Consider the following 22,010-nt stretch of genomic DNA (forward strand, 5'->3'; position numbering starts at 1 on the left):
ACTTTCGGCCCTGCCGACCCCAAAATAATCAAGGAGCAAAGCATGCAGATCGCAGGTGAAATGTTGATCGGACAAGCTGCCGTCAAGGGCAGCGCAGGCCAGATGAAGGCAACCGACCCGGCCCGCAATATCGAGATCGAGCCGGCTTTCGGCATGGCCACTGCGGCCGACCTGCGGCGCGCCTGCGAACTGGCGGCGCAAGCATTCGACTCCTTCCGTGAAACCGCGCTGGAAAAGCGCGCGCAGTTCCTGGAACAGGTGGCGCAGAATATCCTCGATATCGGCCCGCTGCTGATCGAGCGCGCCATGCAGGAATCCGGCCTGCCGCAAGCCCGCCTGGAAGGGGAGCGCGGCCGCACCGTCAACCAGCTGCGCCTGTTCGCCAAGGTGGTGCGCGACGGCTTGTTCCTGGGCGCGACGCTCGACTCCGCGCTGCCTGAGCGCGTGCCGCCGCGCAGCGACCTGCGCATGTGCAAGATCGGTGTCGGTCCGGTCGCCGTGTTCGGCGCCTCCAACTTCCCGCTGGCCTTCTCCGTTGCCGGCGGCGATACCGCATCCGCGCTGGCGGCCGGCTGCCCGGTCGTGGTGAAGGCGCACCCGGCGCACCTTGGCACCTCCGAGCTGGTGGGCAAGGCGATCCGGAAAGCCGTGGCCGATTGCGGCCTGCATGAGGGCGTGTTCTCGATGGTGATCGGCGATGTGCAGATCGGCGGCGACCTGGTGGCGCATCCCGCCATCAAGGCGGTCGGCTTCACCGGTTCGCGCGGCGGCGGCCTGGCCCTGGTGCGCATTGCCCAGGCGCGCAAGGAGCCGATCCCCGTGTACGCCGAAATGGCGTCGATCAACCCGGTCTTCCTGCTGCCTGGCGCGCTGAAGTCCGGCGCTGCGCGTATCGCGCAAGGCTTTGCCGACTCGCTGACCATGGGCTCGGGCCAATTCTGCACCAACCCGGGCCTGCTGATCGGCCTGGAAGGCCCGGAGCTGAACGAGTTTGCCGCCGCCGCGGCTGCAGCGGTGCAGGCCAAGCCGTCGACCACCATGCTGACCCCGGGTATCCACAAATCGTACGAAGCCGGCGTGCACAAGCTGTCCGCGCTGGACAAGGTGGAGCTGCTGGCGCAAGGCGGCGCGGGCAGCACCGCCTGCGCGGCGCAGCCGCACCTGTACAGCACCGACGTCGACACTTTCCTGTCCACGCCGGCGCTGGAAGACGAGAACTTCGGCCCCAGCTCGGTGCTGGTGCGCTGCCGCGATGCGGCCGATATGCGCCGTATCGCCGAGCATGTGGAAGGCCAGCTGACCTCCACCGTGCACGCCACCGCCGATGACCGCGAGATCGCGGCCGGGCTGCTGCCGACCCTGGAGCGCAAGGCCGGCCGCATCCTGTTCAACGGCTTCCCGACCGGCGTCGAAGTGGCGCACGCCATGGTGCACGGCGGCCCCTTCCCGTCGACGTCCGACCCGCGGTCGACCTCCGTCGGCGCGACCGCCATCGACCGCTTCCTGCGTCCGGTGTGCTACCAGGACGCGCCGGAGTGGGCGCTGCCGTCGACCCTGGCCAACGCCAACCCGCAAAACGTGCCGCGCGTGGTGGACGGCAAGATCCAGCCCGCTGCCTAAGCCTGTCTGGTCATGCTAAGGTGGGCGCATGATGGAAACTGTGTACAAGGCAGAGCAGCCCACCCGGGCTGACATCGAAGCGCTCACCGGACCTGCAGTGCTGGAATTCGGTACCAACTGGTGCGGCTATTGCCGCGCCGCCCAGCCGCACATCGCGCAGGCGTACCGCGAGTACGCCCCTATCCCTCATTTCAAGGTGGAAGACGGTCCAGGCAGGCTGCTGGGCCGCGCCTTCCGCGTCAAATTGTGGCCGACCGTCATCTTCCTCAAGGACGGCAAGGAAGTCGCGCGTGTGGTCCGCCCCGACGAGGCAGACGCATTGCGGGATGGGTTTGTTAAAATATCAACGACATAGACGCTATCACAATTCAAGTTACCGAATTCTCGCTTATTGTCACAAATCAACATTTATTTCTTTAGTGCTATACATTTAAGCAGTTAGTCAGTAGAATTTCGACCTTTTCCAAAAGTCGGAGACTGTCTTGAACAGCAAACTACTGATCGGTCTTGGCGCACTGCTGCTTTCGGCCTGCGCGACCACCACCACGCCGCCGGCAGCGGTTGATGCGCCTGTTTCGCGCGCCCAGCAGCAAGAAGCGCAGAAGGCTGCCGCCCTGCCGCAGGCGAAAACCCTGAAGCGCAAGCTCGCCATCGGCCGTTTTACCAACGAAAGCCGCTACGGCCGTACCTTCCAGACCGATGCCAACAACGACCCGCTGGGTAAGCAGGCGTCGGATATGCTGGCCACCAAACTGGTCGGTTCCAACAAATTCCTCGTGTTCGAGCGCCAGGACCTGGCCAAGCTGAGCGAAGAGCAGCGCCGCAATGGCGCCAGCCCGGCCGACCTGATCGGCGTCGACAGCCTGATCCTCGGTTCGGTGACCGAATTTGGCCGCAGCACGACCGGCAAGTCCGGCTTCCTGAGCTCGACCAAGATCCAGACCGCACGCGCCAAGGTGGAAGTGCGCCTGGTCGATGCCCGTACCGGCTATGTGTTCTTCTCCGCCACCGGCGCCGGCGAGGCGTCGACCGAGTCCGGTGAAATCGCCGGCTACGGCAGCAAGGCCGACTACGATGCGACCCTGAACGACCGGGCCATCGCGGCTGCCATCTCCGATCTGCAGACGGCGTTGATCAACAAGCTGGAAGAGCGCGCATGGCGTACCGACATCCTGAAGGCTGACGCCAAGCAGGTATTCATCTCCGGCGGTGCACGCCAGGGCTTGAAGGTAGGCGACACGCTGGCCATCATGCGCGAGGGGGAGAAGGTCAAGAGCGGCCAGACCGGCTTTGAAATCACCCTGCCGGGCAAACAGGTCGGCAGCGCCCGCGTCGTCGCCCAGTTCGGCGACAACGAAACCAATGAAGGCTCCGTGGCGGAAGTCATCGGCGGCAGCGCGCCGGCCGGCAGCACCGCAGGCTATTACATCTCGGAGCAAAAATGAAGAAGTCCCTGACCTTGATCCTGGCCATCGCATTGGCCGGCTGCGCACTGCCTAAAACCGCAGTGAAAACCGGCGCCGTGCGCCCAACCCTGGCGGTGCAAGGCGCCCCGGAAGGCGCACAGTTGTTCGTGGACGGCCTGCCAATGGGGGATGCATCGGCGTACAACGGCGTGAGCAGAAAAGTGTACGTCGAAGACGGCACCCACGTCGTTGAAGTGCGCCAGGCTGGCGCCGTGCTGTTGTCCCAAAAAATCTTTGCGCGCGACGGCGAAACCAGCACCGTTGTCGTTCGCGCCGAGGAGAAGAAATGAAATACCGCGTTCTGATTGCCGTTGCCGTCCTGGCGGCGCTGGCTGGCTGTTCGACAGCCCCCACGACCAAATATGACTGGGGCACGTATGAGCAATCGCTGTACGAGCATTACAAGAAGCCTGCGGATATGCCTGCGATCACTGCGGCATTGAGCAGCACCATCAACAACGCCGAGAAGAACAATCGCGCCGTGCCACCGGGCCTGTATGCCGAATACGGCTACCTGATGTTGCAGCAAAACAGGCTGGATGAAGCGCAGGTCTACTTCATCAAGGAAAAGAACAAATGGCCTGAGTCCACGGTATTGATGGACCGCATGATCAAGCTGGCGCAATCGAAGCCGGCAAGCGCGCAAGGAGTGCAGCAATGAAGCAATATCTGAAACTGTTCGCGCTGGGCGCCATGCTGGCGGTGCTGGCCGGTTGCGCAAGCAAGGTCCGTCATCACGAACAGAAAGACTACACCGAATTCCGCAAAGCCGATCCGAAGTCGGTGCTGGTGGTGCCGGTCGTGAGCCGTTCGGTGGACGTGGATGCGCCGGACTATTTCCTGTCGACGATTACGGTTCCGTTGGCCGAGCGCGGCTATTACGTCTTCCCGGTCAACCTGGTCAAGCATGTGCTGGAAGACGATGGGCTGGCGGATGCGAACCTGGTACACAGCAGCGATACCAGCAAACTCGCCGAAATGTTCGGCACGGATGCGGTGCTGTATGTCACGATCGAGCGCTGGGATTCGAAATATGCGGTGGTCTCCACCGTGACGACGGTTGAGCTGAGCTATGTGCTGAAGAGCGCCGAGGGCCAGGAGTTGTGGACCCGTAAGGAGCAATTGGCATACGATCCTGCGGCAAACCAGAATGGCTTGATCGCCATGGCCATCGCGTCGGCGATCGAGAAGGCCAAGCCGAACTATATTCCCCTGGCACGCCAGGTGAATTCCACGGCAATTGCCTCGGCCAGCCTGGGCTTGCCGGCCGGTCCGTATGACGCGCAGTATCGTGCGGAGCCGCAGGCGCAGCCGCAAGATACGCGCCGCGAGCGCAAGCGGGCCAAGAAAGAAGCGAAGAGGGAAGCCAAGAAGGAAGCCCAACGCCAACAATCGGAATAAACCAGGCCCGCCATTTGGCGGGCTTTTTTTCGCCGCTTGCTTGACATTTTTTTTGGCGATCGATTAATCTATTAACTAATTTGTTAATAAATGAATCGTGATGCCTGAAAAAATAAAGCTCGCCGCAAGAAAGATTCCTAATCTCGTACGCAGCCACCGTGTGGCGAGCGAAGACCCGGCAGCATTCTGCGCCGGCCAGGTGCGCTACGCGCCAGCGAAGTCCTTCTGGCTGATGGCGATGCTTGGCGGTGCCGTGTACGGCATGCTCGCGTTTCCGCAGTTGTCTGCGATGGCGCTGTTTGCAAGCGTCAGCGCGATGGTTTTACTTTTTGGGCATTCACTCGGAAGCCATCGCAAGCTGATTCATGACAGCTTTGCTTGCCCGAAATGGCTGGAGTATCTGTTGGTCTGGTTGGGCGTGCAAGTTGGCCTGGCCGGGCCGATAGGGTTGTTGCGCCAGCACGAACTGCGGGATTACGCACAGCGGCAAGGCGACTGCCATCCTTTCCTGCGGCATGGGGCGGGGTTCTGGCGCGATGCCTGGTGGCAGCTGCATTGCGACCTGGTGCTGGTTCATGCGCCTGCGATCCGCATCGAGCAGCGTATTGCCGGCGACCGGTGCTACCGGTTTCTGGAGCGGACATGGATGCTCCAGCAACTTCCACTGGCCTTGGTTTGCTATGTGTGGGGCGGCTGGGCCTTTGTCTGCTGGGGCGTCTGCGCCCGGGTGGTGGCCGGTGTAAGCGGACATTGGCTGATCGGCTATTTCGCCCATAACCACGGCGACCTGGCATATGAAGTGGAGGGTGCTGCAGTCCAGGGGCGCAATATCCGCTGGACTTCGCTGCTGACGATGGGCGAGGGGTGGCATAACAACCATCACGCATTTCCCCGCTCGGCGCGGCTTGGGCTGGCTCCGGGGGAGTGGGACCCGGGCTGGTGGGCATTGCGTGCGCTGGAGCGCGTCGGCTTGGCCTGGGACCTGCAACTACCCGGCAAGCCGGAAAACAAAAAAGCCTGAACCGTTTCCGGACCAGGCTTTTTCGATGAATCTTTGGTGGTGATAGGTGGACTTGAACCACCGACCCTAGCATTATGAATGCTATGCTCTAACCAACTGAGCTATATCACCAGAGCCATGCATTATGCGGCACGTCGCCAGTGCTGTCAACCGTTGCCGATCTGTCAATCATGGGCTGGCGGCGCTGGCGCGCGTGGCGGTAGCCGCTTGACCAACTGCGCAATGGCTTTGTCACGCTGCATTTTTCCGGCCAGATAAGGCAGCCACGCGGCTTTCATTGGCGCCAAATATTGAGGCCAGGCTGCCGCATACAGGCCTTTGCTATCGGCGTAAGGCGTGTAGGCGATGCCGTGCGCGGCCAGCGTCTGCTGCGTGGCCGCCCCGACGGCCGAGAACTGCAGCACATGCCAAAGGTCGCCGGCATCGCGGCCTTGTGCCTGCGCCGCCTTGTCCAGCGCTTGCTCCAGCGGCTGGATGGCGCCGGCGTGGGCGGCCTCGTGGTACAGCATCTCCAGTGCGGCCAGGCCCTGATAGGAGGGGATTGCGCTTGGGATGATGGAATGCGGCGGTTCATCCAGCGTATACGCGCCTTGCCGCGTGCCTGTCAGCGGCACCACGTCGACGCGGATGCCGGCGGGGTAGGCGTGGCCGAGCCACGTGCTGGCACGTTCCTGGATTTCGGCGCCGTAACTCAGGTTCAGTTCGCGTACCTTGGCGATCCAGTCGCGGTTCATCCGGTCATGCGCCGGCCAGGCCGTGCGCGCATAGGCGGGCGCGGCGTCATGCAGTGCCTGTGCCAGCGATTGCGGCAGTGCCAGGCCTTCGGCATCGCGGCGCTGGTCGTCGCTGGCCAGGGTGTCGGTGATGTATCCCAGTTCTTCGTCGAAAACCGGATGGCGCTTGGCGTAATTGGCGCGGTAATAGTCCACCGCCGCTTGCAGCTGCTGCATTTCCTCCGTGCTGGGCGGGGTTTCCCAGGTAACCTGCCGCAGGCTGTCCGGACTTTGCGCCGCGTTGTACAGGAAGGAGTGCAGGTTGAGCAGGAAGCTGCTGCGAAAGTCGAATTGCACCGGCTCGGAATGGGCGGGGGCGGCGAGGATCAGGCTCAGTACGAAGGTTGCGGTGAAATGGCGCATGGCTCTCCTGGGCAGTTTGGAAACGAAAAACCCGCAGTGCCACGAAGTGCACTGCGGGTTTTTCGATGAATCCTTTGGTGGTGATAGGTGGACTTGAACCACCGACCCTAGCATTATGAATGCTATGCTCTAACCAACTGAGCTATATCACCGCAAGGCCAGTATTATCGGCGCTCGACGCCGCGCTGTCAAGGATTTATTCTGGCGCCGTGATTTTCGCTGCTTATTTTTGCAAGGACTTGCGCCTGCAACTGTTGCGCGGCATCCGGTGCGCAGCAATCAACCACGGTGCGCCCGGGCATGGAGCGCAGCCAGGTGAGCTGGCGCTTACATAGCTGGCGTGTCGCAATGATGCCGGTCTCGCGCATCGCGGCATGGTCGATCGTGCCGTCCAGGTATTCCCAGGCCTGGCGATACCCTACGCAGCGGATCGACGGCAGGCCCAGATGCAGGTCGCCGCGCGCGCGCAGGGTTTTCACCTCGTCCAGGAAGCCGGAAGCGAGCATGATGTCGAAACGGCGCGCGATGCGTTGGTGCAGCCAGGCGCGGTCGGACGGTTCGAGCGCGAACGAGGCCAGCTCGAACGGCAGTTCTTCTTTTTCGCGCTGGTCCAGCAGTTCCGACATCGGCTTGCCGGACAAGGCGTGGATTTCCAGCGCACGCTGGATGCGCTGGGAATCGGCGGGTTTCAGGCGCGCTGCCGTGGCCGGATCGACTTGCGCCAGGCGGGCATGCATGGCAGGCCAGCCGATGCGGGCCGCTTCCTCGTCGAGCTGGGCGCGCAGTGCGGCGTCAGCGCCGGGCAGCTCATCCAGGCCGTCGGCCAGGCCTTTGTAATACAGCATGGTGCCGCCCACCAGCAGCGGGACATTGCCGCGTGCACTGATTTCGCCGACCAGGCGCAGGGTATCGGTACGGAACTGGGCGACCGAGTAGGAATCGAGCGGATCGATGATGTCGATCAGGTGGTGCGGTACGGCGGCCAGTTCCTCTTTCGTGGGCTTGGCGGTGCCGATATCCATGCCGCGGTACACCAGCGCGGAATCAACGGAGATGATCTCGCACGGCACCTGCTGCGCGATGGCCAGGGCGGCGGCGGTCTTGCCCGACGCGGTCGGCCCCATGATGGCGACCGCCAGCGGACGCTTGTTGGACTGCATAGTCATTGGTTACTGCCCGCGCAGGAAGAGTTTGTCCAGCGCGTTGATGTCGATCTGCACCCAGGTCGGGCGGCCGTGGTTGCACTGGTCGGCGCGCTCGGTTGCCTCCATGTGGCGCAGCAGCGCGTTCATTTCCGGTACCGCCAGGATGCGGTTGGCGCGCACGGCGGTATGGCAGGCCAGGGTGCCGAGCAGCTCGTTGCGCCGTTCGATCAGCACGCGCGAGCCGCCGTATTCGCGTACGTCGCGGATCACGTCGCGCGCCAGGGTCTGGGCGTCGGCGTTCTTCAGCAAGGCAGGGACGGCGCGCACGGCCAGCGTGGTCGGCGACATCACGGCGATGTCGAAGCCCAGGGTCTTCAGCGTCTCGCCATGTTCCTGCACGGTGCCGACGTCAATCGCGTCGGCATAGAAGGTGACGGGGATCAGCAGGTTCTGCACCGACATCTCGGTGCCGTCGATCTGCGCGTCCAGGGCGTTTTTCAGCTGTTCGTACAGGATGCGTTCATGCGCGGCGTGCATATCGACCAGCACCAGGCCTTTGCTGTTCTGGGCCAGGATATAGATGCCATGCAGCTGGGCCAGCGCGAAGCCGAGCGGGAATTCCTCGCCGGCCATCTGCGCTGAACTGGCGGCGATGGGCGCGGCTTGCGGCAGCGTGTAGTCGGACGCAGCGCGGAAGCTGTTGCCGCCCTGCGCCGGCGCGGCACCGTCGCGCGCATCGGCGGCGAAGAAGGCGCCGTAGCGCTCCGTGCTCTGGGCCACGCCGCCCGTATTCGGGCTGCCAAATGGCGACGGCGAGAAGGTCGGCCGGTATTCCGGATTCAGGATGGAGCCGAAGCTGGTTTGCTGCTGCGGCCGCCACGTCGGTCCGGATGCCTGCAGATTGTCGGCCGCCGGCAGCGGGGAGGGCACGCTGCCATGCGAGGTGGCCGAGGTCGCGGCCAAGGCGCGCTGCACGGCGTGGAAGACGAACTGGTGTACCGCGCGGCTGTCGCGGAAGCGCACTTCGATCTTGGACGGGTGCACGTTGACGTCGACCAGCGCCGGGTCGAGGTCGAGCGCCAGCACGTAGGATGGGTAGCGGTCGCCATGCAGCACGTCTTCATACGCGGCGCGCACAGCGTGCACCAGCAGCTTGTCGCGCACGAAGCGGCCGTTGACGTAGAAATACTGGCTGTCGGCGCGCCCTTTCGAGGCGGTCGGCAGGCCGGCAAAGCCGTGGATGCGCAGCACGCCGGAGCCCTCGTCCAGCGCCAGGCGGGCTTCCTCGAAATTGCTGCCCAGGATCTGGGCGCTGCGCTTGGCCATGTCGGTGACCATCCAGTGGTCGACGGTCTTGCCGTTGTGGCTTAAGGTGAACGCAACATCGGGGCGCGCCAGGGCGATGCGGCGCACCACTTCCGCGCAGTGGCCGTATTCCGTCTGCTCGGATTTCAGGAATTTGCGGCGCGCGGGGGTATTGAAATACAGGTCGCGCACATCGATCGTGGTGCCAGGGGCGCCGGAGGAGGGCACCACCGTGCCTTGATGCGAGCCTTCCAGCTCCCAGGCGTGGGCGCCGTCGGCGGTGCGCGAAGTCAGGGTGACGGCCGCCACGGAAGCGATCGAAGCGAGCGCCTCGCCGCGAAAGCCGAGAGTGCCGACGTTTTCCAGGTCGTCCAGCGACGCGATTTTCGAGGTCGCGTGGCGGGCCAGCGCCAGCGGCATCTGGTCGGGCGGGATGCCGCGGCCGTTGTCAGTAATGCAAATTCGTTTGACGCCGCCTTCTTCCAGCCGCACGGTGATCTGGGTCGAGCCGGCGTCCAGGGCGTTTTCCAGCAGCTCCTTGACGACGGCGGAAGGGCGTTCCACCACCTCGCCGGCGGCGATCTGGGAAATCAGTTGGTCTGGAAGGGCCCGGATCGGGCTGGATGGAGTGGGTGCGTTCATTGCTGGATTATAAACCGGTAGGGCGGTGTCTGACCCAGTGGGGCAGACACCGGTTTGCCGGTGTTGGCGGTAGTGCCAGCCTTACTTCACCTCGCGTACCGGAATCGGAACGTTGCACAAGTCGACATGGCCGGCCGCATACTTGGTCCACGGTCCGCCGCGGTTGCGCTGTGCTTCGGCCACGGCCTGGAAGCTGGCCGATTCGGTGCGCATGATTTCAAATTTTGTGCGCTCGGCTTCCGGCACGTCGGCCATCAGCTTGACCGATTTGATCGGCACATACTGTTCTTCCTTCTCATACATGCCCATCGGCGCCGGGCCACGCGGCAACACGGACAGCAGCGGCATGCCGCTGACGATGCGCCCGACCACGGTGATATTGCGGTCCAGGTGGCGCGGCGAGTTGCCGATCACGGCGTACAAGGTGCCGCCGTTGCCGCTGTCGGACTCGTTGCCGCGTGCCACGCCGACCATGCCGTAGCAATGCGCCAGCCAGGTCTGGCCGGTTTTCGGGTCGCGCGCGGCCGGGAAGCCGTTCGAGTGGCCGACTTGCGCCGCATAGCCATCCTTGTCCGGCAGGCGGGTGAACTGGGTGTCGTTCTTCATCGGCACCGTGAATTCCTGTTCCAGCTTGGCCTTGGCGGTGCCCAGCTCCTTCGGCTTGTCTTCGCGCGGGTCGCCCCACTGCACCACCCAGTTGTCCTGCGAACGGTAGATCCACAGGCCGTCCCAGTAGCCTTCCCTGGCCATGGTGCGGATATTGGCGGCGTGGTTCGGCGCGAAGGCCGGCGCCAGTTCGATGATCACGCGCCCTGTCGGCAGGTCCATATACAGGGTGTTGGCCGGGTCCAGCTGGCGCCACTCGGCGGGCTTGGATGCCTTGACGATGTCGCCGACGGTGGGCTTGGGCGCCAATTCCTTGACGGGGGCGGCGCTTGCGGCCAGGGGCAGGGTCAACGCGGCAGATACGCACAGCGCAGCGGGCAAGTAGGACTTCACTAACGTCTCCTTGGTGGGGGTTCTAAGAGGCCGTTTCAAAATGGCCATGGCGTTGTTGCAGCTCCTTGCCGTGCAGGCGCACTGCCTTCGTCGCTGCGCCTAGCCACGCCCATTTTGAAACAGCCTCTAAGCGGCTTGTAAGTTGCGGGGGAATTTTAGCCTGTAAGATGGACTGTTTGGTATTATTCCCGCCGCAACCTTTTGGGATTATATAAATGGATTTCGTTCAATTGCTGGACATGCTGGTTCACGTAGACCGTGCGATGGGCACCCTCATCGCCCAATACGGCGTGTATGTCTATGCACTGTTGTTTGCCATCGTCTTCTGCGAGACCGGCCTGGTGGTACTGTTCTTCTTCCCCGGCGATACGCTGCTGTTCATCGCCGGCGCCTTTTGCGCCACCGGCCAGATGCACCTTGGCTTGCTGATGTTCCTGTTGTCGACTGCCGCTATTTTGGGCAATACGACCAACTATTGGATTGGCGAGGCCATTGGCCAGCGGGTATTCACGCATGACTACCGCTGGATCAACAAGGATGCCCTGAAGCGCACCCACGAATTCTTCGAAAAGCATGGCGGCAAGACCATCATCCTGGCCCGCTTCGTGCCGGTGGTGCGTACCTTCGCACCGTTCGTGGCCGGGGTCTCGGACATGACCCATGCGCGTTTCCAGATGTTCAATATCGTCGGGGCCGTGGCCTGGGTGGTATCGCTGTGCGTATCGGGCTATATCTTCGGCAACACCCCGTTTGTGCGCGATCACCTGAGCGCCATCGTGCTGTTCGGCGTGGGCGTGGCCGTGGTGCCGATGGCCTTGGGCGGCGCCTGGAAGCTGGGCCGCAGCATGCTGAAACGTTAAGCCGCTCTCAAGTTTTCCCCCAGCGCAACCGTTAACCGGAGAAACAGTCTCTCCTCCGGATTTAACATGCGTAACTTGATCGCCTTGTCGGCCTGTTGTCTAGTCATCGGGACAGTAGGCGCCGCCGATCCCGTCGTCCCGCCTGTGAAGGGCGTACCCAATATTCGTCCGAACCTGGCTGCCGCTGCGGCGGCCGAGAAGGCGAATCTGGAAAAGGATGGCAAGCCGGCGGAAGCCAAGCCGGCGGATAAGCCGAAATATGTGCCGCCGCAGCGCAAGAATGCGGCCGCCAGTGCCGCTGCCCAGCGCGAGGACGAGGCGCGCGCGGAAGCCGAGCTGTCCGACAAAATCGCCCAGCGCCTGGCGGAAATGCGCGCCAACCAGGCGGCACGCCTCGCCGCCGCCGAGAAAAACCGCAAGCAGAAGGCGGCCAAGGTCGTCGCCGAGGAAGTCGCCGCCAAGGCGCCGCCGCCGCGCGCGTATGGCACCCATTGGAGCTACGAGGGCGAGTCCGGCCCGGCCAATTGGTCCAGGATCAATTCCGACTGGGCCAAATGCGCGAGCGGCACGCGCCAGTCGCCCATCGATATCCGCGACGGCATGAAGGTCGACCTGGAGCAGATCGCCTTCGATTACCGCCCGTCCGGCTTCAACGTGACCGACAATGGCCATACCGTGCAGGTGATGGTCGGCCCGGGCAACTACCTGAGCGTGGCGGGCCGCACGTACGAGCTGCAGCAATTCCACTTCCACCGCCCGGCCGAGGAGCGCGTCAACGGCAAGGGTTTCGAAATGGTGGTGCACCTGGTGCACAAGGATCCGGAGGGCAAGCTGGCGGTGCTGGCGCTGCTGCTGGAGCGCGGCAAGCCGCAGCCGACCATCCAGACCGTGTGGAACAACCTGCCGCTGGAGAAGGGCGATACGGCCACGCCGACCATCGTGCTCGATCCGAACGATCTGCTGCCGCAGCGCCGCGACTACTATACGTTCATGGGGTCGCTGACCACGCCGCCCTGCACCGAGGGCGTGCTGTGGCTGGTGATGAAGGAGCCGGTCCAGGCATCGCCCGCGCAACTGGCCTTGTTCAGCCGCCTCTATCCGTTCAACGCCCGCCCGATCCAGGCCAGTTCCGGCCGCATGATCAAGGAATCCAACTGATGGTGTGACGGCCGGTCCATTCGGCGCCCGCCGGCAGCACCTGCTGGTCGACCCGGGCCGGCTCGATGCAGACGAAGCGGCGGTAGTCGCCGTCCGCCATGTCGGCGCTGGCGGCAGCGCCTTGCGCGCCAGGATTCCAGACCACCCATTCGGTAAAGCCCTGCTGTTCCAGCTGCAGCATGCCGGCGCCGGTATCGAGGCGCAGCGGCGCCGTGGCCGGGCGGATATCGTCCAGGGCGCCGCCGAAGGGCATGCCGTCCAGCGTGGCCTGGTCGAATGCCGCGAGCGCGAAGTAGGTGTGCAGGGCGCCGGCCCAGCTGAAATCCTGCTGCCCCGGGTTGCGCACCGTGTAGCGCATGTCCAGGGCGTTGCCGCGCAGCGCGAAGCGCAGGCGCAGCTCGAAGGGGTGCGGCCAGGAGGGAACGCGGTTGCGCTGCAGGTCGGTCTGGGCCAGCGCGAATTCGGCCCAATCCCCGGCCTGACCGGCGATGCGCCAGGTGGCGGTGCGGGCGAAGCCGTGCCGCGGGCCGTCGCCGCGGGTGGCGAACTGGGGGAAGATGACCGGTATGCCGCCGCGGATGGCGGCGCTGCCGTCCAGGGCTGAACGCTGGCTCAGGAACAATCGCTCCTTGCCGTCCGCAGTCTTCCACGACATCAGATGTGCACCGAACAGGGAAATGGTGGCTTCGGCGCCTTCGGCGGTGGCGATGCGAACTTCGTTCATGCCTGGTCCTTATGTGAGCCGGTTCTTGGAGAGCGGCGGGTTCTTGGCGAAGTAGCGGCGGATGCCCTTGACGATGGCGTCCGCGATTTTGTCCTGGTAGGCGTCGTCCAGCAGGCGCGCTTCCTCTTCCGGGTTGGAGATGAAGGCGGTCTCGATCAGGATCGAGGGAATGTCGGGCGCCTTCAGCACGGCGAAGCCGGCCTGCTCCACCGCGCCTTTGTGCAGCTGGTTGATGCCGCCGATTTCGCCCAGCACGGCCTTGCCGACTTTCATGCTGTCATTGATCTGGGCGGTGGTGGACAGGTCGAACAGCACGCTGGCCAACTGCGGGTCGCGGCCGTTGGCGTTGGCGCCGCCGATCAGGTCGGCCTGGTTTTCCTTGTCGGCCAGCCAGCGCGCCGCGCTCGACGAGGCGCCTTTTTCCGACAGCACGAACACGGACGAGCCGCGCGCGCTGGTTTTCACGAAGGCGTCGGCGTGGATCGAGACGAACAGGTCGGCGTCGACCTTGCGCGCCTTTTCCACGCGCTTGCCGAGCGGGACGAAGTAGTCGCCGTCGCGCGTGAGCATGACGCGCATATTCGGGTGGTCCTCGATCTTGTCCTTCAGGCGCTTGGCGATGGCCAGCACAATGTCTTTTTCGCGGCTGCCGCGCGCACCCATGGCGCCGGGATCCTCGCCGCCGTGGCCGGGGTCGAGGGCGATGGTGATCATGCGCACCATCTTTTCCTGCCCCGCCTTCTGTCCCGGCTTATGGTGCGCCGGCGCGGTCTCCTGCTCGCCAGCACCGGTGCCGGTGCCGGGCTTGCCGGCCAGGGCCGGCGTGGCCGCGTCGCCTTCAGGCTGGACCTGGGCAGCCTGGCCGGAAGCGGGGGACGTCGGCGCGGACGCGGATGCGGATGCGGCGGCCTGGCTGGACGCGCCTTGGGCTGGCGCGGCCGGCTGGCCGGCAGGCTTGTCGTCCGGCGTCCAGTCGCCTTTTTCGATCAGGGCGGCGATCGGGTCGGCGGCCTTGACCGGATACAGGTCGAAGATCAGGCGGTGCTTGTAGGCGCCGACCGGATCGAGCGTGAATACCTGGGGTTTGACTTTTTCTTTCAGGTCGAACACCAGGCGCACCACGTTCGGGCGGTTCTGGCCGACCCGCACTTCCTTGATGTACGGGTCGTTCGACTCGATCTTGGCGACCAGGCTTTTCAGCGTGGCATTCAACGCCAGGCCTTCAATGTCGACCACCAGCCGGTCCGGATCGGGCACCAGGAAGTGCTTGACCTTGAGCTCGCTGTCGTTTTCCAGGGTGACGCGGGTGTAGTCATCGGCCGGCCAGACGCGCACGGCCAGGATCTGCGCCGCTTGCGCGGTCATCGGAGCGAGCACGGACAGCAGCAGGGTGCCGCCGGCCTTGAGCACGGTGCGGCGGCTTAAAGGTTTGGAGCGAACTGGAGGCGTTGAAGGCATGACGAACCAAGAGCGGAGGACGGCTGCAATTCTACATCACGGCCAGCGCCGGCCACAGAGAGGAAAACATGCAGGTCGGGCGGCGGCAGCACGCCTTCGGCCTTCTCCGGCCATTCGACGATGCAGACGTTCTCGCGGTTGAATTCCTCGCGGAAGCCGGCGTCCAGGAATTCCTCCGGACTGCCCATGCGGTACAGGTCGAAATGCACCACGTTGGCCGGCTTGCCGTCGACCTGCACGCGGTACGGCTCGGACAAGGTGTAGGTCGGGCTTTTCACCGGCCCCACATGGCCGGCCGCATGCAGCAGCGCGCGCGTGAGCGCAGTCTTGCCGGCGCCCAGGTCGCCGTGCAGATAGATCGCCATGCCGGGCAGCAGGGCGCGCGACAGCGCTGCGCCCAGGGCCGCCGTGCCGGCTTCGTCGTGGAGATGGGATTTAAAGTGCTGCATCGAATAAAATGATGGTTTGAATTTCCCCGCATTGTAAGGCCGTGTCCCTGTCCCCAGCCAATTTAGACGAATTAGCCAGCCGTATCAAGGCATGGGGGCTGGAACTCGGCTTCGCGGAGGTGCGCATCGCCGACATCGACCTGTCCGCCGCCGAAGCGGGCCTGCAAGCCTGGCTGGACGCCGGCATGCACGGCGATATGGACTATATGGCAAGCCACGGCATGAAACGGGCGCGCCCGGCGGAGCTGGTGCCGGGCACGGTGCGGGTGATCACGGCGCGCATGAACTACCTGCCCGGCGCGGCCGACGAGCACTGGCGCGCACGCGAAACGGCGCGCCTGGCCGATCCCACCCAGGCCGTGATTTCGGTGTATGCCCGCGGCCGCGACTACCACAAGGTGCTGCGCGCGCGCCTGCAGCAGCTGGCCGACAAGGTCAGCGCCGCCGTCGGCCAGTTCGGCTACCGCGTGTTCACCGATTCCGCGCCCGTGATGGAGCTGCCGCTGGCGGAAAAATCGGGCCTGGGCTGGCGCGGCAAGCACACCTTGCTGATCAACCGCAGCGCCGGTTCCCTGTTCTTCATGGGCGAAATCCTGGTCGACCTGCCGCTGCCGGTCGATCCGCCGACCGGCGCCCATTGCGGCCAATGCACGGCCTGCATCGACGTCTGCCCGACCCAGGCCATCCTCGGCCCGGGCCGGCTGGATGCGCGGCGCTGCATCTCCTACCTGACCATCGAGCTGAAAAGCGCCATCCCGGAAGACCTGCGCCCGCTGCTGGGCAACCGCGTCTACGGCTGCGACGACTGCCAGACCGCCTGCCCCTGGAACAAATTCGCCCAGCGCGCCACGCTGCCCGATTTCGACGAGCGCCACGCGCTGGGCAGCGCGGGCATGCTCGAGCTGTTCGCCTGGAGCGAAGAGGAATTCAACCGCCGCATGGAGGGCAGCCCGATCCGCCGCATCGGCCATGAGCGCTGGCTGCGCAACCTGGCGGTGGGCCTGGGCAATGCGGCGCGCATGGGGGCCAAGGGCGACCCCGCCATCCTGGCGGCGTTGCAGGCGCGCCGCGACCATCCGTCGGAGCTGGTGCGCGAGCACGTGGAATGGGCCATCGGCCAGCACTAGGGCATAATTGACGGCCCTGGTCAATTTTCGCGAGCGATAAATTGTCCCCCTTTGCGGAAGCCGTACAGAGTTATTGCGAGCTGTCGCCGATTCGCGTCTGGCGGCATGGCAGCACTGCGCAACGGCGCGCCATCTTCGGCGGCTGGCTGCTGTTGCTCCTGCTTTGCGTGGGCCTGGGCGTGGCGACCGTCGAATGGAGCTGGTCCGGGATGCCCGTCGACATGGGCGGCGTCACCGCCTATATCACCCTGTATCCGCCGCTGCCCATCTGCCTGTTGCTGACGCTGACCCTGGGCTGGTGGTGGGGCGCCATCCCGGCCTATTGTTCGACCCTGGTGCTGGCGCTGTACGCCGGCATGCCCCTGCCATGGGCCCTGCTGTTCGCCTGCGCCGATCCGCTGGGCTTGGGCATCATGGCGATCGGCTACCGTGGCATGGTCATGCGGCGCGACCTGCGCCAGCTCTCTGCGCTGCTGTACTTCGTCCAGCTATGTTTCGTGGCCAGCATCTTCAGCTCGGCCGGCGCCTTGATCTGGAGCTATACCAACCACGTGGCGCCGGGCGCGCAGCTGCCGGACTGGCAGGGCTGGTGGCTGGGTTCCTTCCTGCAAAGCGCGCTGATGGGCGGCCCGGCGCTGGCACTGCTCTGGCCGCGCGTTCACCTGTGGCAGCTGCAGCACCAGACGCTGATGCGCAAGCGGCGCGGCGGCTCGCGCCGTTCGGTGCTGCGCATGCTGGCGACCGTGGCGGCGGGTGTGCTGCTGTACGGCTTTGTCACGATCCGGCTGGCGGAAGCCGACGCCAGCGCCGCGCCCGACGTGTTCCGCCAGACGGTGTGGATCTTCTATTGGGTGTTCGCAACGATCATCCTCTTCAGCGCCTTCTTCGGCTACCAGCTGTTTTCGCACTGGCAGGAGTCGACCGACGGCCTGCTGAACGAGATGCAGCGCATGAATATCGACCTGGAGCGCCTGGCCACGACCGACGCCCTGACCGGCTTGCTGAACCGCCGCGCCGCCGACCGCCACCTGGACGCGGAATGGCACCGCGCGCGCCGTACCGGCCATACGTCGGCCCTGGTGCTGCTCGATATCGACCATTTCAAACAGGTCAACGACCGATACGGCCATCCCGGCGGCGACGCGGCCTTGCGCATGCTGGCCAGTTGCATCCGTTCCGTGATGCGTGAAGTGGACTTGTCGGCGCGCTATGGCGGCGAGGAATTCCTGATCGTGCTGCCGGAGACCGCGCGCGAGGGCGCCTACGTATTCGCCGAGCGCCTGCGCGAGCGCGTGGCGGCGACCGATATCTGCCATGAGGGGCATGTTTTCCGCTGCCATATCAGTCTTGGCATCGCCATCAGCGACAAATACGAGGCGAGCTATGAATCGTGGGTACGGCGCGCCGACCAGGCGCTGTACCGCGCCAAGCAGGGCGGCCGCAACCAGGTGGTCATGGGCGTTTAGGGCGCAGGCGCAGCATCAGCGCCGCGGCGATGCCCCACACGACCAGCGTCGCCAGCGAGCCTTCCACGCCGTAGGCTCCGCCGCTCAGCCATTCGGGTCCGGACAGCTGCACATGCAGCCAGCCGCGCGCCGCGTGCCCGGAGACGGGAACGCCCAGCACCCCGTCGAACAGGTAATTCCATGCGAAGTGCACGCCGACCGGCAGCCACAGGCTGCGCGTGAGCATCCAGGCGGCGCACAGCGCCAGCCCGGCCACGCCCGTATTCAGTACCGCCAGCGCGGTAACGTGCTGGTTCGGCAAATGGGCCAGGGCAAACAGCAGCACGTTGACCAGCAGGGAGGCGCGGGTGCCCCAGCGCGCCTCGACGATGCGGAACAGCAGCGCGCGGAACAGCAGTTCCTCCATCACCGCCACCATGGCCTGTTCGGACAGCGGCTTGAGGGCAGCGCTCCAGTGCGCGCCGGCAGCGATCGACAGCGCGCCCGCCGCCGCCAGCAGGCCGACCACCACGACGCTGATCGCGGCGCCGATGCCCAGGCCCTGCAGCAATGGGGACAGGACGCCCCCGAGCGCCGCTTCGCCGGCGGCGCGCTGTTCGAAACGGCGCACGTAAAAGCGGTAGCCGGCCAGGCACAGGATCGCCGCCAGCAGATGGTGCCAGACGAGGCGGAATTCTTTCGGCACCAGGTTCTGGACCAGCATCATGGTCGCGAGGAAGGGAATAGCAATGCAGGCGATGCCGGCCAGGATACGGACCACGGGGTTGCGCGCCAGGCGCGCGCGGAAGGGCAGGGACAGCGGGGCATGGATGGCTTGTTGCATCGTTCTACTCCTTTGCGTTGCGAATACGTTCACTGAAGGGACGCTGCTCCAGCGCCGCAATGGCGCTGGCCAGCGTGTCGGACAGCGGCTGGGGCAGATCGGCGTCGAGCGAGGCGGCGGCGGCGGCGGTGGCGCGCCAGCACGCCTGCAGCTGCGGCAGCAGGCGCTCGCCCTGTGCGCTCAGGCGCAGCAGCTTTTGCCGCGCATCGGTGGGGCTGGCCTGGGCCACCAGCCAGCCTTCCTTCAGCATCAGGGCGATGGTCTGGGTGGCCGCGGGCTGGGTGATGCCGGCGCTTTCGGCGATCTGGCTCACGCTGCACGACTGGCCCCCGGCCAGGGCGCGCATGACGGGGGTATAGCGGGGGCGGTAATCGAGGCCGGCTTCGGCGTACGCGGCCTGCACGGCCCCGTCCAGCAGTTCGATCAAATGGCGCAATTGGGTTCCGAGTCCTTGTTTCATGGCCCCATGCTAACATAACACATAAGCGCTTATGTATTATTTTTGCGGCAATGGACGGGGGGCCGGCCAGCTCCCCCCGTCTAGATCACTTCAGCAGGCCGGCCAGTTCGACCGCGGTCTTGACCTGCATCTTGTCGAAGATATGGGCGCGGTGCACTTCGACGGTGCGCATGGAGATGCCCAGTTCGTCCGCCACCACCTTGTTCATCTTGCCGGCCAGGATCAGGTCCAGCACTTCCCGTTCGCGGGTCGACAGGGTGGCCAGGCGCGCCTGCACGGCGGCCTTGCCGCTGGCCTGGCGCGAGGCGGCCAGGCCTTCCTGCACGCGGTCCATCAGCTGGTTGTCGTTGAAGGGCTTCTCGAAGAAGTCGAAGGCGCCGCGCTTGAGCGTGTCGACCGCCATCGGCACGTCGCCGTGGCCGGTCAGGAAGATGACGGGCAGGCGCGCGGTCAGCCCGCGCGCGGCCAGCTGGTCGAACACCGCCACGCCGTTAATGTCGGGCATGCGCACGTCGAGCAGCACGCAATCGCCGTCCGGGTCGAAGGCCTCGCCTTGGGTGAAGGCGAGGAAGGCCGCCGCGCTGGCGTAGGCGGTAGCGGCGATGCCGCGCGAGGCGGCGAGCCAGGACAGGGCATCGCGCACCACGGCTTCATCGTCGACGATATGTAGCATTTCTGTAATTCTCCGGGTACTTGCTCAACTATGGCCGCCGGCCACCGGCAGCGTAAAGGTGAATATGGTACCTCCTGGCGGGTGCGGATGGTGGGTCAATGTGCCGCCGTGGAATTCGATGGCCGTGCGGCAGATGTTCAGTCCCATGCCCATGCCTTCGGCCTTGGTCGAGAAAAACGGCGAAAACAGGCGCTCGGCGACGTCCTGCGAGATGCCGTGGCCGCAGTCGATCACCTGCACCACCACCATCGCCGCCAGCGGGTCCCGGTGCGCCACCACGCGCAGCACGCGCCGGGCCTGCGGCGTGTCGGCCATGGCTTCGATGCCGTTGCGCGTCAGGTTCAGCAGCACCTGCTCGACCAGCATGCGGTCGGCGCGCACCAGCGGCAGCGCGGCCGGGATCTCGACCTGCAGCGAGACATGGTAGGCGCGCGCCTGCAGCTCGATCAGGGCCAGAATACTGTCCAGCATGGCCTGCAGCGCCACATCCTGGCGCTCCGATTCGCGCTTCTTCACGAATTCGTGCACGCTGCGGATGATCTGGCCGGCGCGCTGGGCCTGGGCGCTGGCCTGTTCCAGCGCCGGCTTCAGCGTCGCCGTGTCACCGCCGCGCGCCAGGATGTTCAGCGCCCCGGTCGTATAGCTGGAGATGGCGGCCAGCGGCTGGTTCAGTTCATGCGCCAGCATGGAGGCGATTTCGCCCATGGTGGCCAGGCGCGCGCTGGCCTGCAGCTTTTCCTGGTGCTGGCGGTTCATCTCCTCCATGCGCTTGCGGTCGGAAATATCGAGGATGGAGCCCATATAGCCGGTATGGCGGCCTTCCTTGTCGACCAGGGGCGCCTCGAACACCAGCACCGGGATGCGGGTGCCGTCAGGGCGCTGGAACGAGGTTTCGTACTCGGGGGTGATGGAGCCGGCCAGCACACTGGCCAGGCGGTGCTGGTATTCCTGCATGGCGTCCGGCGCCCAGTAGGGCATGGGCGGCAGCCGCCCCACCAGTTCCTCCGCCGGATAGCCGACCATCTGGCAGAACGCCGGATTGACGTACGTGATGCGGCCTTCCAGGTCGCGCGCGCGCAAGCCGGTCACCAGCGAGTTTTCCATCGCCGTGCGGAAGGACATCTGCTGGCGCAGCTCGCCCTCGGTGGCCAGGCGGCGCGAAATATGGCCCCACAGTGCGAACAGGCTCCATAACAGGGCCAGCGAGAGCGCAATCACCGAGCCGACCAGCAGGTTGGGCAGCAGCTTCGGTTCGCTCTTCACGCTGTCGGTCATCAGGATGATGCTGGCGCCCGGCAGGTCGAGCGCGCGCTTATGCGTGTAGACGCCGTGGCCCGGGCCGGCGGCGCTGCGGCGCGCCAGCACCTTGTCGTCGCGGTCGAGCAGGCTGACCTGGTTATCCTGGGCAAACCACCAGGGCACCATCTCATCGAGCAGGCTGCCGAGCTGGAACGTCGCCACCAGGCTGCCCAGCCACTGGTTGCCGTGGTAGACGGGCACCAGCAAGTCCATCTTCAGCGCGCCGGCGGCAAAATCGCCGGCCGCCGGTTCGGGCTCGGCATACACCGGCGCGTGGCTGCGGCGCGCGCGGTCCTGCGCGGCCAGGGCGGCCTGGCCGAGTACGGTATGCGCCGCCGCCGGATCGCTGGAGGCCAGCGTGCGGCCTTCCGGGTCGACCTGGATCACGCCTTTCAGTTCGGCGCCGTTCTTCAGCATGCGCGCCATGCGCTGCTGGACGTCGGCCGGCGCCAGGCGGCCGATGGCGATCTCGTTGGCCAGGCCGCGCAGGCTTTCCTCATGGCGGCCAAGCTGGAAGCGGATCGACTGCTCGACCCACAGGGTGTCGGCGATCAGCTGCTCCTGCCGCTCATTGCTTTCCAGCTGGCGCGCCTGCCAGGGCAGCCAGAATACGATGGCAAGAAACAGCAGTACCAGCACCACCGGCAGCAGCCAGCGCATGGAATAGGAGAGGAAAAAGCGTTTTGACATGGGTCGAGGGTAGCGAATCCGCTTGCTGCTTGTATTGTGGGTTTCCACAGTTGTGTGCCAAGATGCCGGCAAACACAATGCAATGTGA

22 protein-coding genes and 2 tRNA genes are annotated in these 22,010 nt (G+C 65.1%); 11 read left to right on the plus strand and 13 right to left on the minus strand.

The window, feature by feature from the left end; genetic code table 11:
• The first annotated feature begins 42 nt into the window (after positions 1-42).
• The 7 genes from H597_RS0125625 (at position 43) to H597_RS0125655 (ending at position 5,508) form a co-directional block, all read left to right on the plus strand.
• Positions 43-1,620, plus strand: coding sequence for an aldehyde dehydrogenase (NADP(+)) (locus tag H597_RS0125625; RefSeq protein ID WP_028104624.1), 1,578 nt, complete (start codon positions 43-45; stop codon positions 1,618-1,620).
• A 31-nt stretch (positions 1,621-1,651) separates the two neighbouring features.
• Positions 1,652-1,975, plus strand: coding sequence for a thioredoxin family protein (locus H597_RS0125630; protein ID WP_028104625.1), 324 nt, complete (start codon positions 1,652-1,654; stop codon positions 1,973-1,975).
• Between the two features lie 127 nt (positions 1,976-2,102).
• On the plus strand, positions 2,103-3,065 hold the full coding sequence (locus H597_RS0125635) for a CsgG/HfaB family protein (protein ID WP_028104626.1): 963 nt from the start codon (positions 2,103-2,105) through the stop codon (positions 3,063-3,065).
• Positions 3,062-3,376 (plus strand): hypothetical protein, encoded by a 315-nt coding sequence (locus H597_RS0125640; protein ID WP_028104627.1) that lies wholly within the window; start codon positions 3,062-3,064, stop codon positions 3,374-3,376. The genes H597_RS0125635 and H597_RS0125640 overlap by 4 nt, the downstream gene beginning before the upstream one ends.
• Complete coding sequence (locus H597_RS32505) at positions 3,373-3,747, plus strand: DUF4810 domain-containing protein (RefSeq protein WP_035375267.1); 375 nt, start codon at positions 3,373-3,375, stop codon at positions 3,745-3,747. Before H597_RS0125640 ends, H597_RS32505 begins: the two co-directional genes overlap by 4 nt.
• Positions 3,744-4,487 carry a DUF799 domain-containing protein gene (locus H597_RS32510; RefSeq protein WP_051294111.1) on the plus strand — a complete coding sequence of 248 codons (744 nt, stop codon included), beginning with the start codon at positions 3,744-3,746 and terminating at the stop codon, positions 4,485-4,487. The genes H597_RS32505 and H597_RS32510 overlap by 4 nt, the downstream gene beginning before the upstream one ends.
• A 100-nt stretch (positions 4,488-4,587) precedes the next feature.
• Positions 4,588-5,508 (plus strand): acyl-CoA desaturase, encoded by a 921-nt coding sequence (locus tag H597_RS0125655; protein ID WP_083941285.1) that lies wholly within the window; start codon positions 4,588-4,590, stop codon positions 5,506-5,508.
• 34 nt (positions 5,509-5,542) lie between these two features.
• Here the strand turns inward: H597_RS0125655 and H597_RS0125660 are convergent.
• The 6 genes from H597_RS0125660 to H597_RS0125685 all read right to left on the minus strand — a co-directional run bounded on the left by H597_RS0125660 (position 5,543) and on the right by H597_RS0125685 (position 10,735).
• A tRNA-Met gene (locus H597_RS0125660) sits at positions 5,543-5,619 on the minus strand.
• 53 nt (positions 5,620-5,672) lie between these two features.
• Positions 5,673-6,644 (minus strand): hypothetical protein, encoded by a 972-nt coding sequence (locus H597_RS0125665; protein ID WP_028104629.1) that lies wholly within the window; start codon positions 6,642-6,644, stop codon positions 5,673-5,675.
• A 75-nt stretch (positions 6,645-6,719) separates the two neighbouring features.
• Positions 6,720-6,796 (minus strand) — tRNA-Met (locus tag H597_RS0125670).
• Positions 6,797-6,832: 36 nt separating this feature from the next.
• Positions 6,833-7,804 (minus strand): tRNA (adenosine(37)-N6)-dimethylallyltransferase MiaA, encoded by a 972-nt coding sequence (gene miaA / locus H597_RS0125675; protein ID WP_028104630.1) that lies wholly within the window; start codon positions 7,802-7,804, stop codon positions 6,833-6,835.
• Positions 7,805-7,813: 9 nt separating this feature from the next.
• Positions 7,814-9,736: a DNA mismatch repair endonuclease MutL gene (gene mutL / locus H597_RS0125680; protein WP_028104631.1), complete on the minus strand. Its 1,923-nt coding sequence runs from the start codon at positions 9,734-9,736 to the stop codon at positions 7,814-7,816.
• 81 nt (positions 9,737-9,817) lie between these two features.
• The gene (locus tag H597_RS0125685; RefSeq protein WP_028104632.1) at positions 9,818-10,735 is read right to left on the minus strand and encodes a peptidylprolyl isomerase; all 918 of its coding nucleotides are present in this window, start codon (positions 10,733-10,735) and stop codon (positions 9,818-9,820) included.
• A 215-nt stretch (positions 10,736-10,950) separates the two neighbouring features.
• On the opposite strand from H597_RS0125685, the gene H597_RS0125690 reads away from it, so the two are divergent.
• Both H597_RS0125690 and H597_RS0125695 read left to right on the plus strand, forming a co-directional pair.
• Positions 10,951-11,595 (plus strand): VTT domain-containing protein, encoded by a 645-nt coding sequence (locus tag H597_RS0125690; protein WP_028104633.1) that lies wholly within the window; start codon positions 10,951-10,953, stop codon positions 11,593-11,595.
• Positions 11,596-11,661: 66 nt separating this feature from the next.
• Positions 11,662-12,753 (plus strand): carbonic anhydrase, encoded by a 1,092-nt coding sequence (locus H597_RS0125695; protein ID WP_028104634.1) that lies wholly within the window; start codon positions 11,662-11,664, stop codon positions 12,751-12,753.
• Here the strand turns inward: H597_RS0125695 and H597_RS0125700 are convergent.
• Genes H597_RS0125700 through tsaE form a run of 3 tightly spaced genes read right to left on the minus strand, consistent with a single transcriptional unit; the run spans position 12,737 to position 15,384 of the window.
• A complete protein-coding gene (locus H597_RS0125700; RefSeq protein ID WP_028104635.1) occupies positions 12,737-13,477 on the minus strand; it encodes a D-hexose-6-phosphate mutarotase in 741 nt (246 codons plus the stop codon). The genes H597_RS0125695 and H597_RS0125700 overlap by 17 nt on opposite strands.
• Before the next feature lie 9 nt (positions 13,478-13,486).
• Positions 13,487-14,935: an N-acetylmuramoyl-L-alanine amidase gene (locus tag H597_RS0125705; protein WP_028104636.1), complete on the minus strand. Its 1,449-nt coding sequence runs from the start codon at positions 14,933-14,935 to the stop codon at positions 13,487-13,489.
• On the minus strand, positions 14,899-15,384 hold the full coding sequence (tsaE, locus tag H597_RS0125710; RefSeq protein WP_028104637.1) for a tRNA (adenosine(37)-N6)-threonylcarbamoyltransferase complex ATPase subunit type 1 TsaE: 486 nt from the start codon (positions 15,382-15,384) through the stop codon (positions 14,899-14,901). Before tsaE ends, H597_RS0125705 begins: the two co-directional genes overlap by 37 nt.
• A 41-nt stretch (positions 15,385-15,425) precedes the next feature.
• Here tsaE and queG point away from each other — a divergent pair, with 41 nt between their 5' ends.
• Positions 15,426-16,511 carry a tRNA epoxyqueuosine(34) reductase QueG gene (gene queG / locus H597_RS0125715; RefSeq protein ID WP_028104638.1) on the plus strand — a complete coding sequence of 362 codons (1,086 nt, stop codon included), beginning with the start codon at positions 15,426-15,428 and terminating at the stop codon, positions 16,509-16,511.
• A gap of 41 nt (positions 16,512-16,552) precedes the next feature.
• A complete protein-coding gene (locus H597_RS0125720) occupies positions 16,553-17,977 on the plus strand; it encodes a sensor domain-containing diguanylate cyclase (protein WP_035375269.1) in 1,425 nt (474 codons plus the stop codon).
• Here the strand turns inward: H597_RS0125720 and H597_RS0125725 are convergent.
• The 4 genes from H597_RS0125725 to H597_RS0125740 all read right to left on the minus strand — a co-directional run bounded on the left by H597_RS0125725 (position 17,964) and on the right by H597_RS0125740 (position 21,922).
• The gene (locus H597_RS0125725) at positions 17,964-18,800 is read right to left on the minus strand and encodes a CPBP family intramembrane glutamic endopeptidase (protein WP_035375270.1); all 837 of its coding nucleotides are present in this window, start codon (positions 18,798-18,800) and stop codon (positions 17,964-17,966) included. The two genes, H597_RS0125720 and H597_RS0125725, sit on opposite strands and share 14 nt — an antisense overlap.
• 4 nt (positions 18,801-18,804) lie before the next feature.
• On the minus strand, positions 18,805-19,260 hold the full coding sequence (locus H597_RS0125730) for a MarR family winged helix-turn-helix transcriptional regulator (RefSeq protein WP_028104641.1): 456 nt from the start codon (positions 19,258-19,260) through the stop codon (positions 18,805-18,807).
• An 85-nt stretch (positions 19,261-19,345) separates the two neighbouring features.
• Complete coding sequence (locus H597_RS0125735) at positions 19,346-19,933, minus strand: response regulator transcription factor (protein ID WP_028104642.1); 588 nt, start codon at positions 19,931-19,933, stop codon at positions 19,346-19,348.
• A 24-nt stretch (positions 19,934-19,957) separates the two neighbouring features.
• Entirely contained in the window at positions 19,958-21,922 is a 1,965-nt protein-coding gene (locus H597_RS0125740; RefSeq protein ID WP_028104643.1) for a sensor histidine kinase, read from the minus strand.
• Between the last annotated feature and the right edge of the window lie 88 nt (positions 21,923-22,010).

The sequence above is a fragment of the Pseudoduganella violaceinigra DSM 15887 genome (assembly GCF_000425385.1).
Classification (GTDB): domain Bacteria; phylum Pseudomonadota; class Gammaproteobacteria; order Burkholderiales; family Burkholderiaceae_D; genus Rugamonas; species Rugamonas violaceinigra.

Coding starts and splice junctions, on each gene's coding strand:
- H597_RS0125730 (WP_028104641.1), bottom strand. CDS start 19,260: ATGAAACAAGGACTCGGAACCCAATTGCGCCATTTGATCGAACTGCTG.
- H597_RS0125695 (WP_028104634.1), top strand. CDS start 11,662: ATGCGTAACTTGATCGCCTTGTCGGCCTGTTGTCTAGTCATCGGGACA.
- H597_RS0125640 (WP_028104627.1), top strand. CDS start 3,062: ATGAAGAAGTCCCTGACCTTGATCCTGGCCATCGCATTGGCCGGCTGC.
- H597_RS0125725 (WP_035375270.1), bottom strand. CDS start 18,800: ATGCAACAAGCCATCCATGCCCCGCTGTCCCTGCCCTTCCGCGCGCGC.
- H597_RS0125665 (WP_028104629.1), bottom strand. CDS start 6,644: ATGCGCCATTTCACCGCAACCTTCGTACTGAGCCTGATCCTCGCCGCC.
- H597_RS0125655 (WP_083941285.1), top strand. CDS start 4,588: ATGCCTGAAAAAATAAAGCTCGCCGCAAGAAAGATTCCTAATCTCGTA.
- tsaE (WP_028104637.1), bottom strand. CDS start 15,384: ATGCAGCACTTTAAATCCCATCTCCACGACGAAGCCGGCACGGCGGCC.
- H597_RS32505 (WP_035375267.1), top strand. CDS start 3,373: ATGAAATACCGCGTTCTGATTGCCGTTGCCGTCCTGGCGGCGCTGGCT.
- H597_RS0125700 (WP_028104635.1), bottom strand. CDS start 13,477: ATGAACGAAGTTCGCATCGCCACCGCCGAAGGCGCCGAAGCCACCATT.
- H597_RS0125625 (WP_028104624.1), top strand. CDS start 43: ATGCAGATCGCAGGTGAAATGTTGATCGGACAAGCTGCCGTCAAGGGC.
- H597_RS0125690 (WP_028104633.1), top strand. CDS start 10,951: ATGGATTTCGTTCAATTGCTGGACATGCTGGTTCACGTAGACCGTGCG.
- H597_RS0125740 (WP_028104643.1), bottom strand. CDS start 21,922: ATGTCAAAACGCTTTTTCCTCTCCTATTCCATGCGCTGGCTGCTGCCG.
- H597_RS0125630 (WP_028104625.1), top strand. CDS start 1,652: ATGGAAACTGTGTACAAGGCAGAGCAGCCCACCCGGGCTGACATCGAA.
- H597_RS0125735 (WP_028104642.1), bottom strand. CDS start 19,933: ATGCTACATATCGTCGACGATGAAGCCGTGGTGCGCGATGCCCTGTCC.
- H597_RS0125705 (WP_028104636.1), bottom strand. CDS start 14,935: ATGCCTTCAACGCCTCCAGTTCGCTCCAAACCTTTAAGCCGCCGCACC.
- mutL (WP_028104631.1), bottom strand. CDS start 9,736: ATGAACGCACCCACTCCATCCAGCCCGATCCGGGCCCTTCCAGACCAA.
- H597_RS32510 (WP_051294111.1), top strand. CDS start 3,744: ATGAAGCAATATCTGAAACTGTTCGCGCTGGGCGCCATGCTGGCGGTG.
- miaA (WP_028104630.1), bottom strand. CDS start 7,804: ATGCAGTCCAACAAGCGTCCGCTGGCGGTCGCCATCATGGGGCCGACC.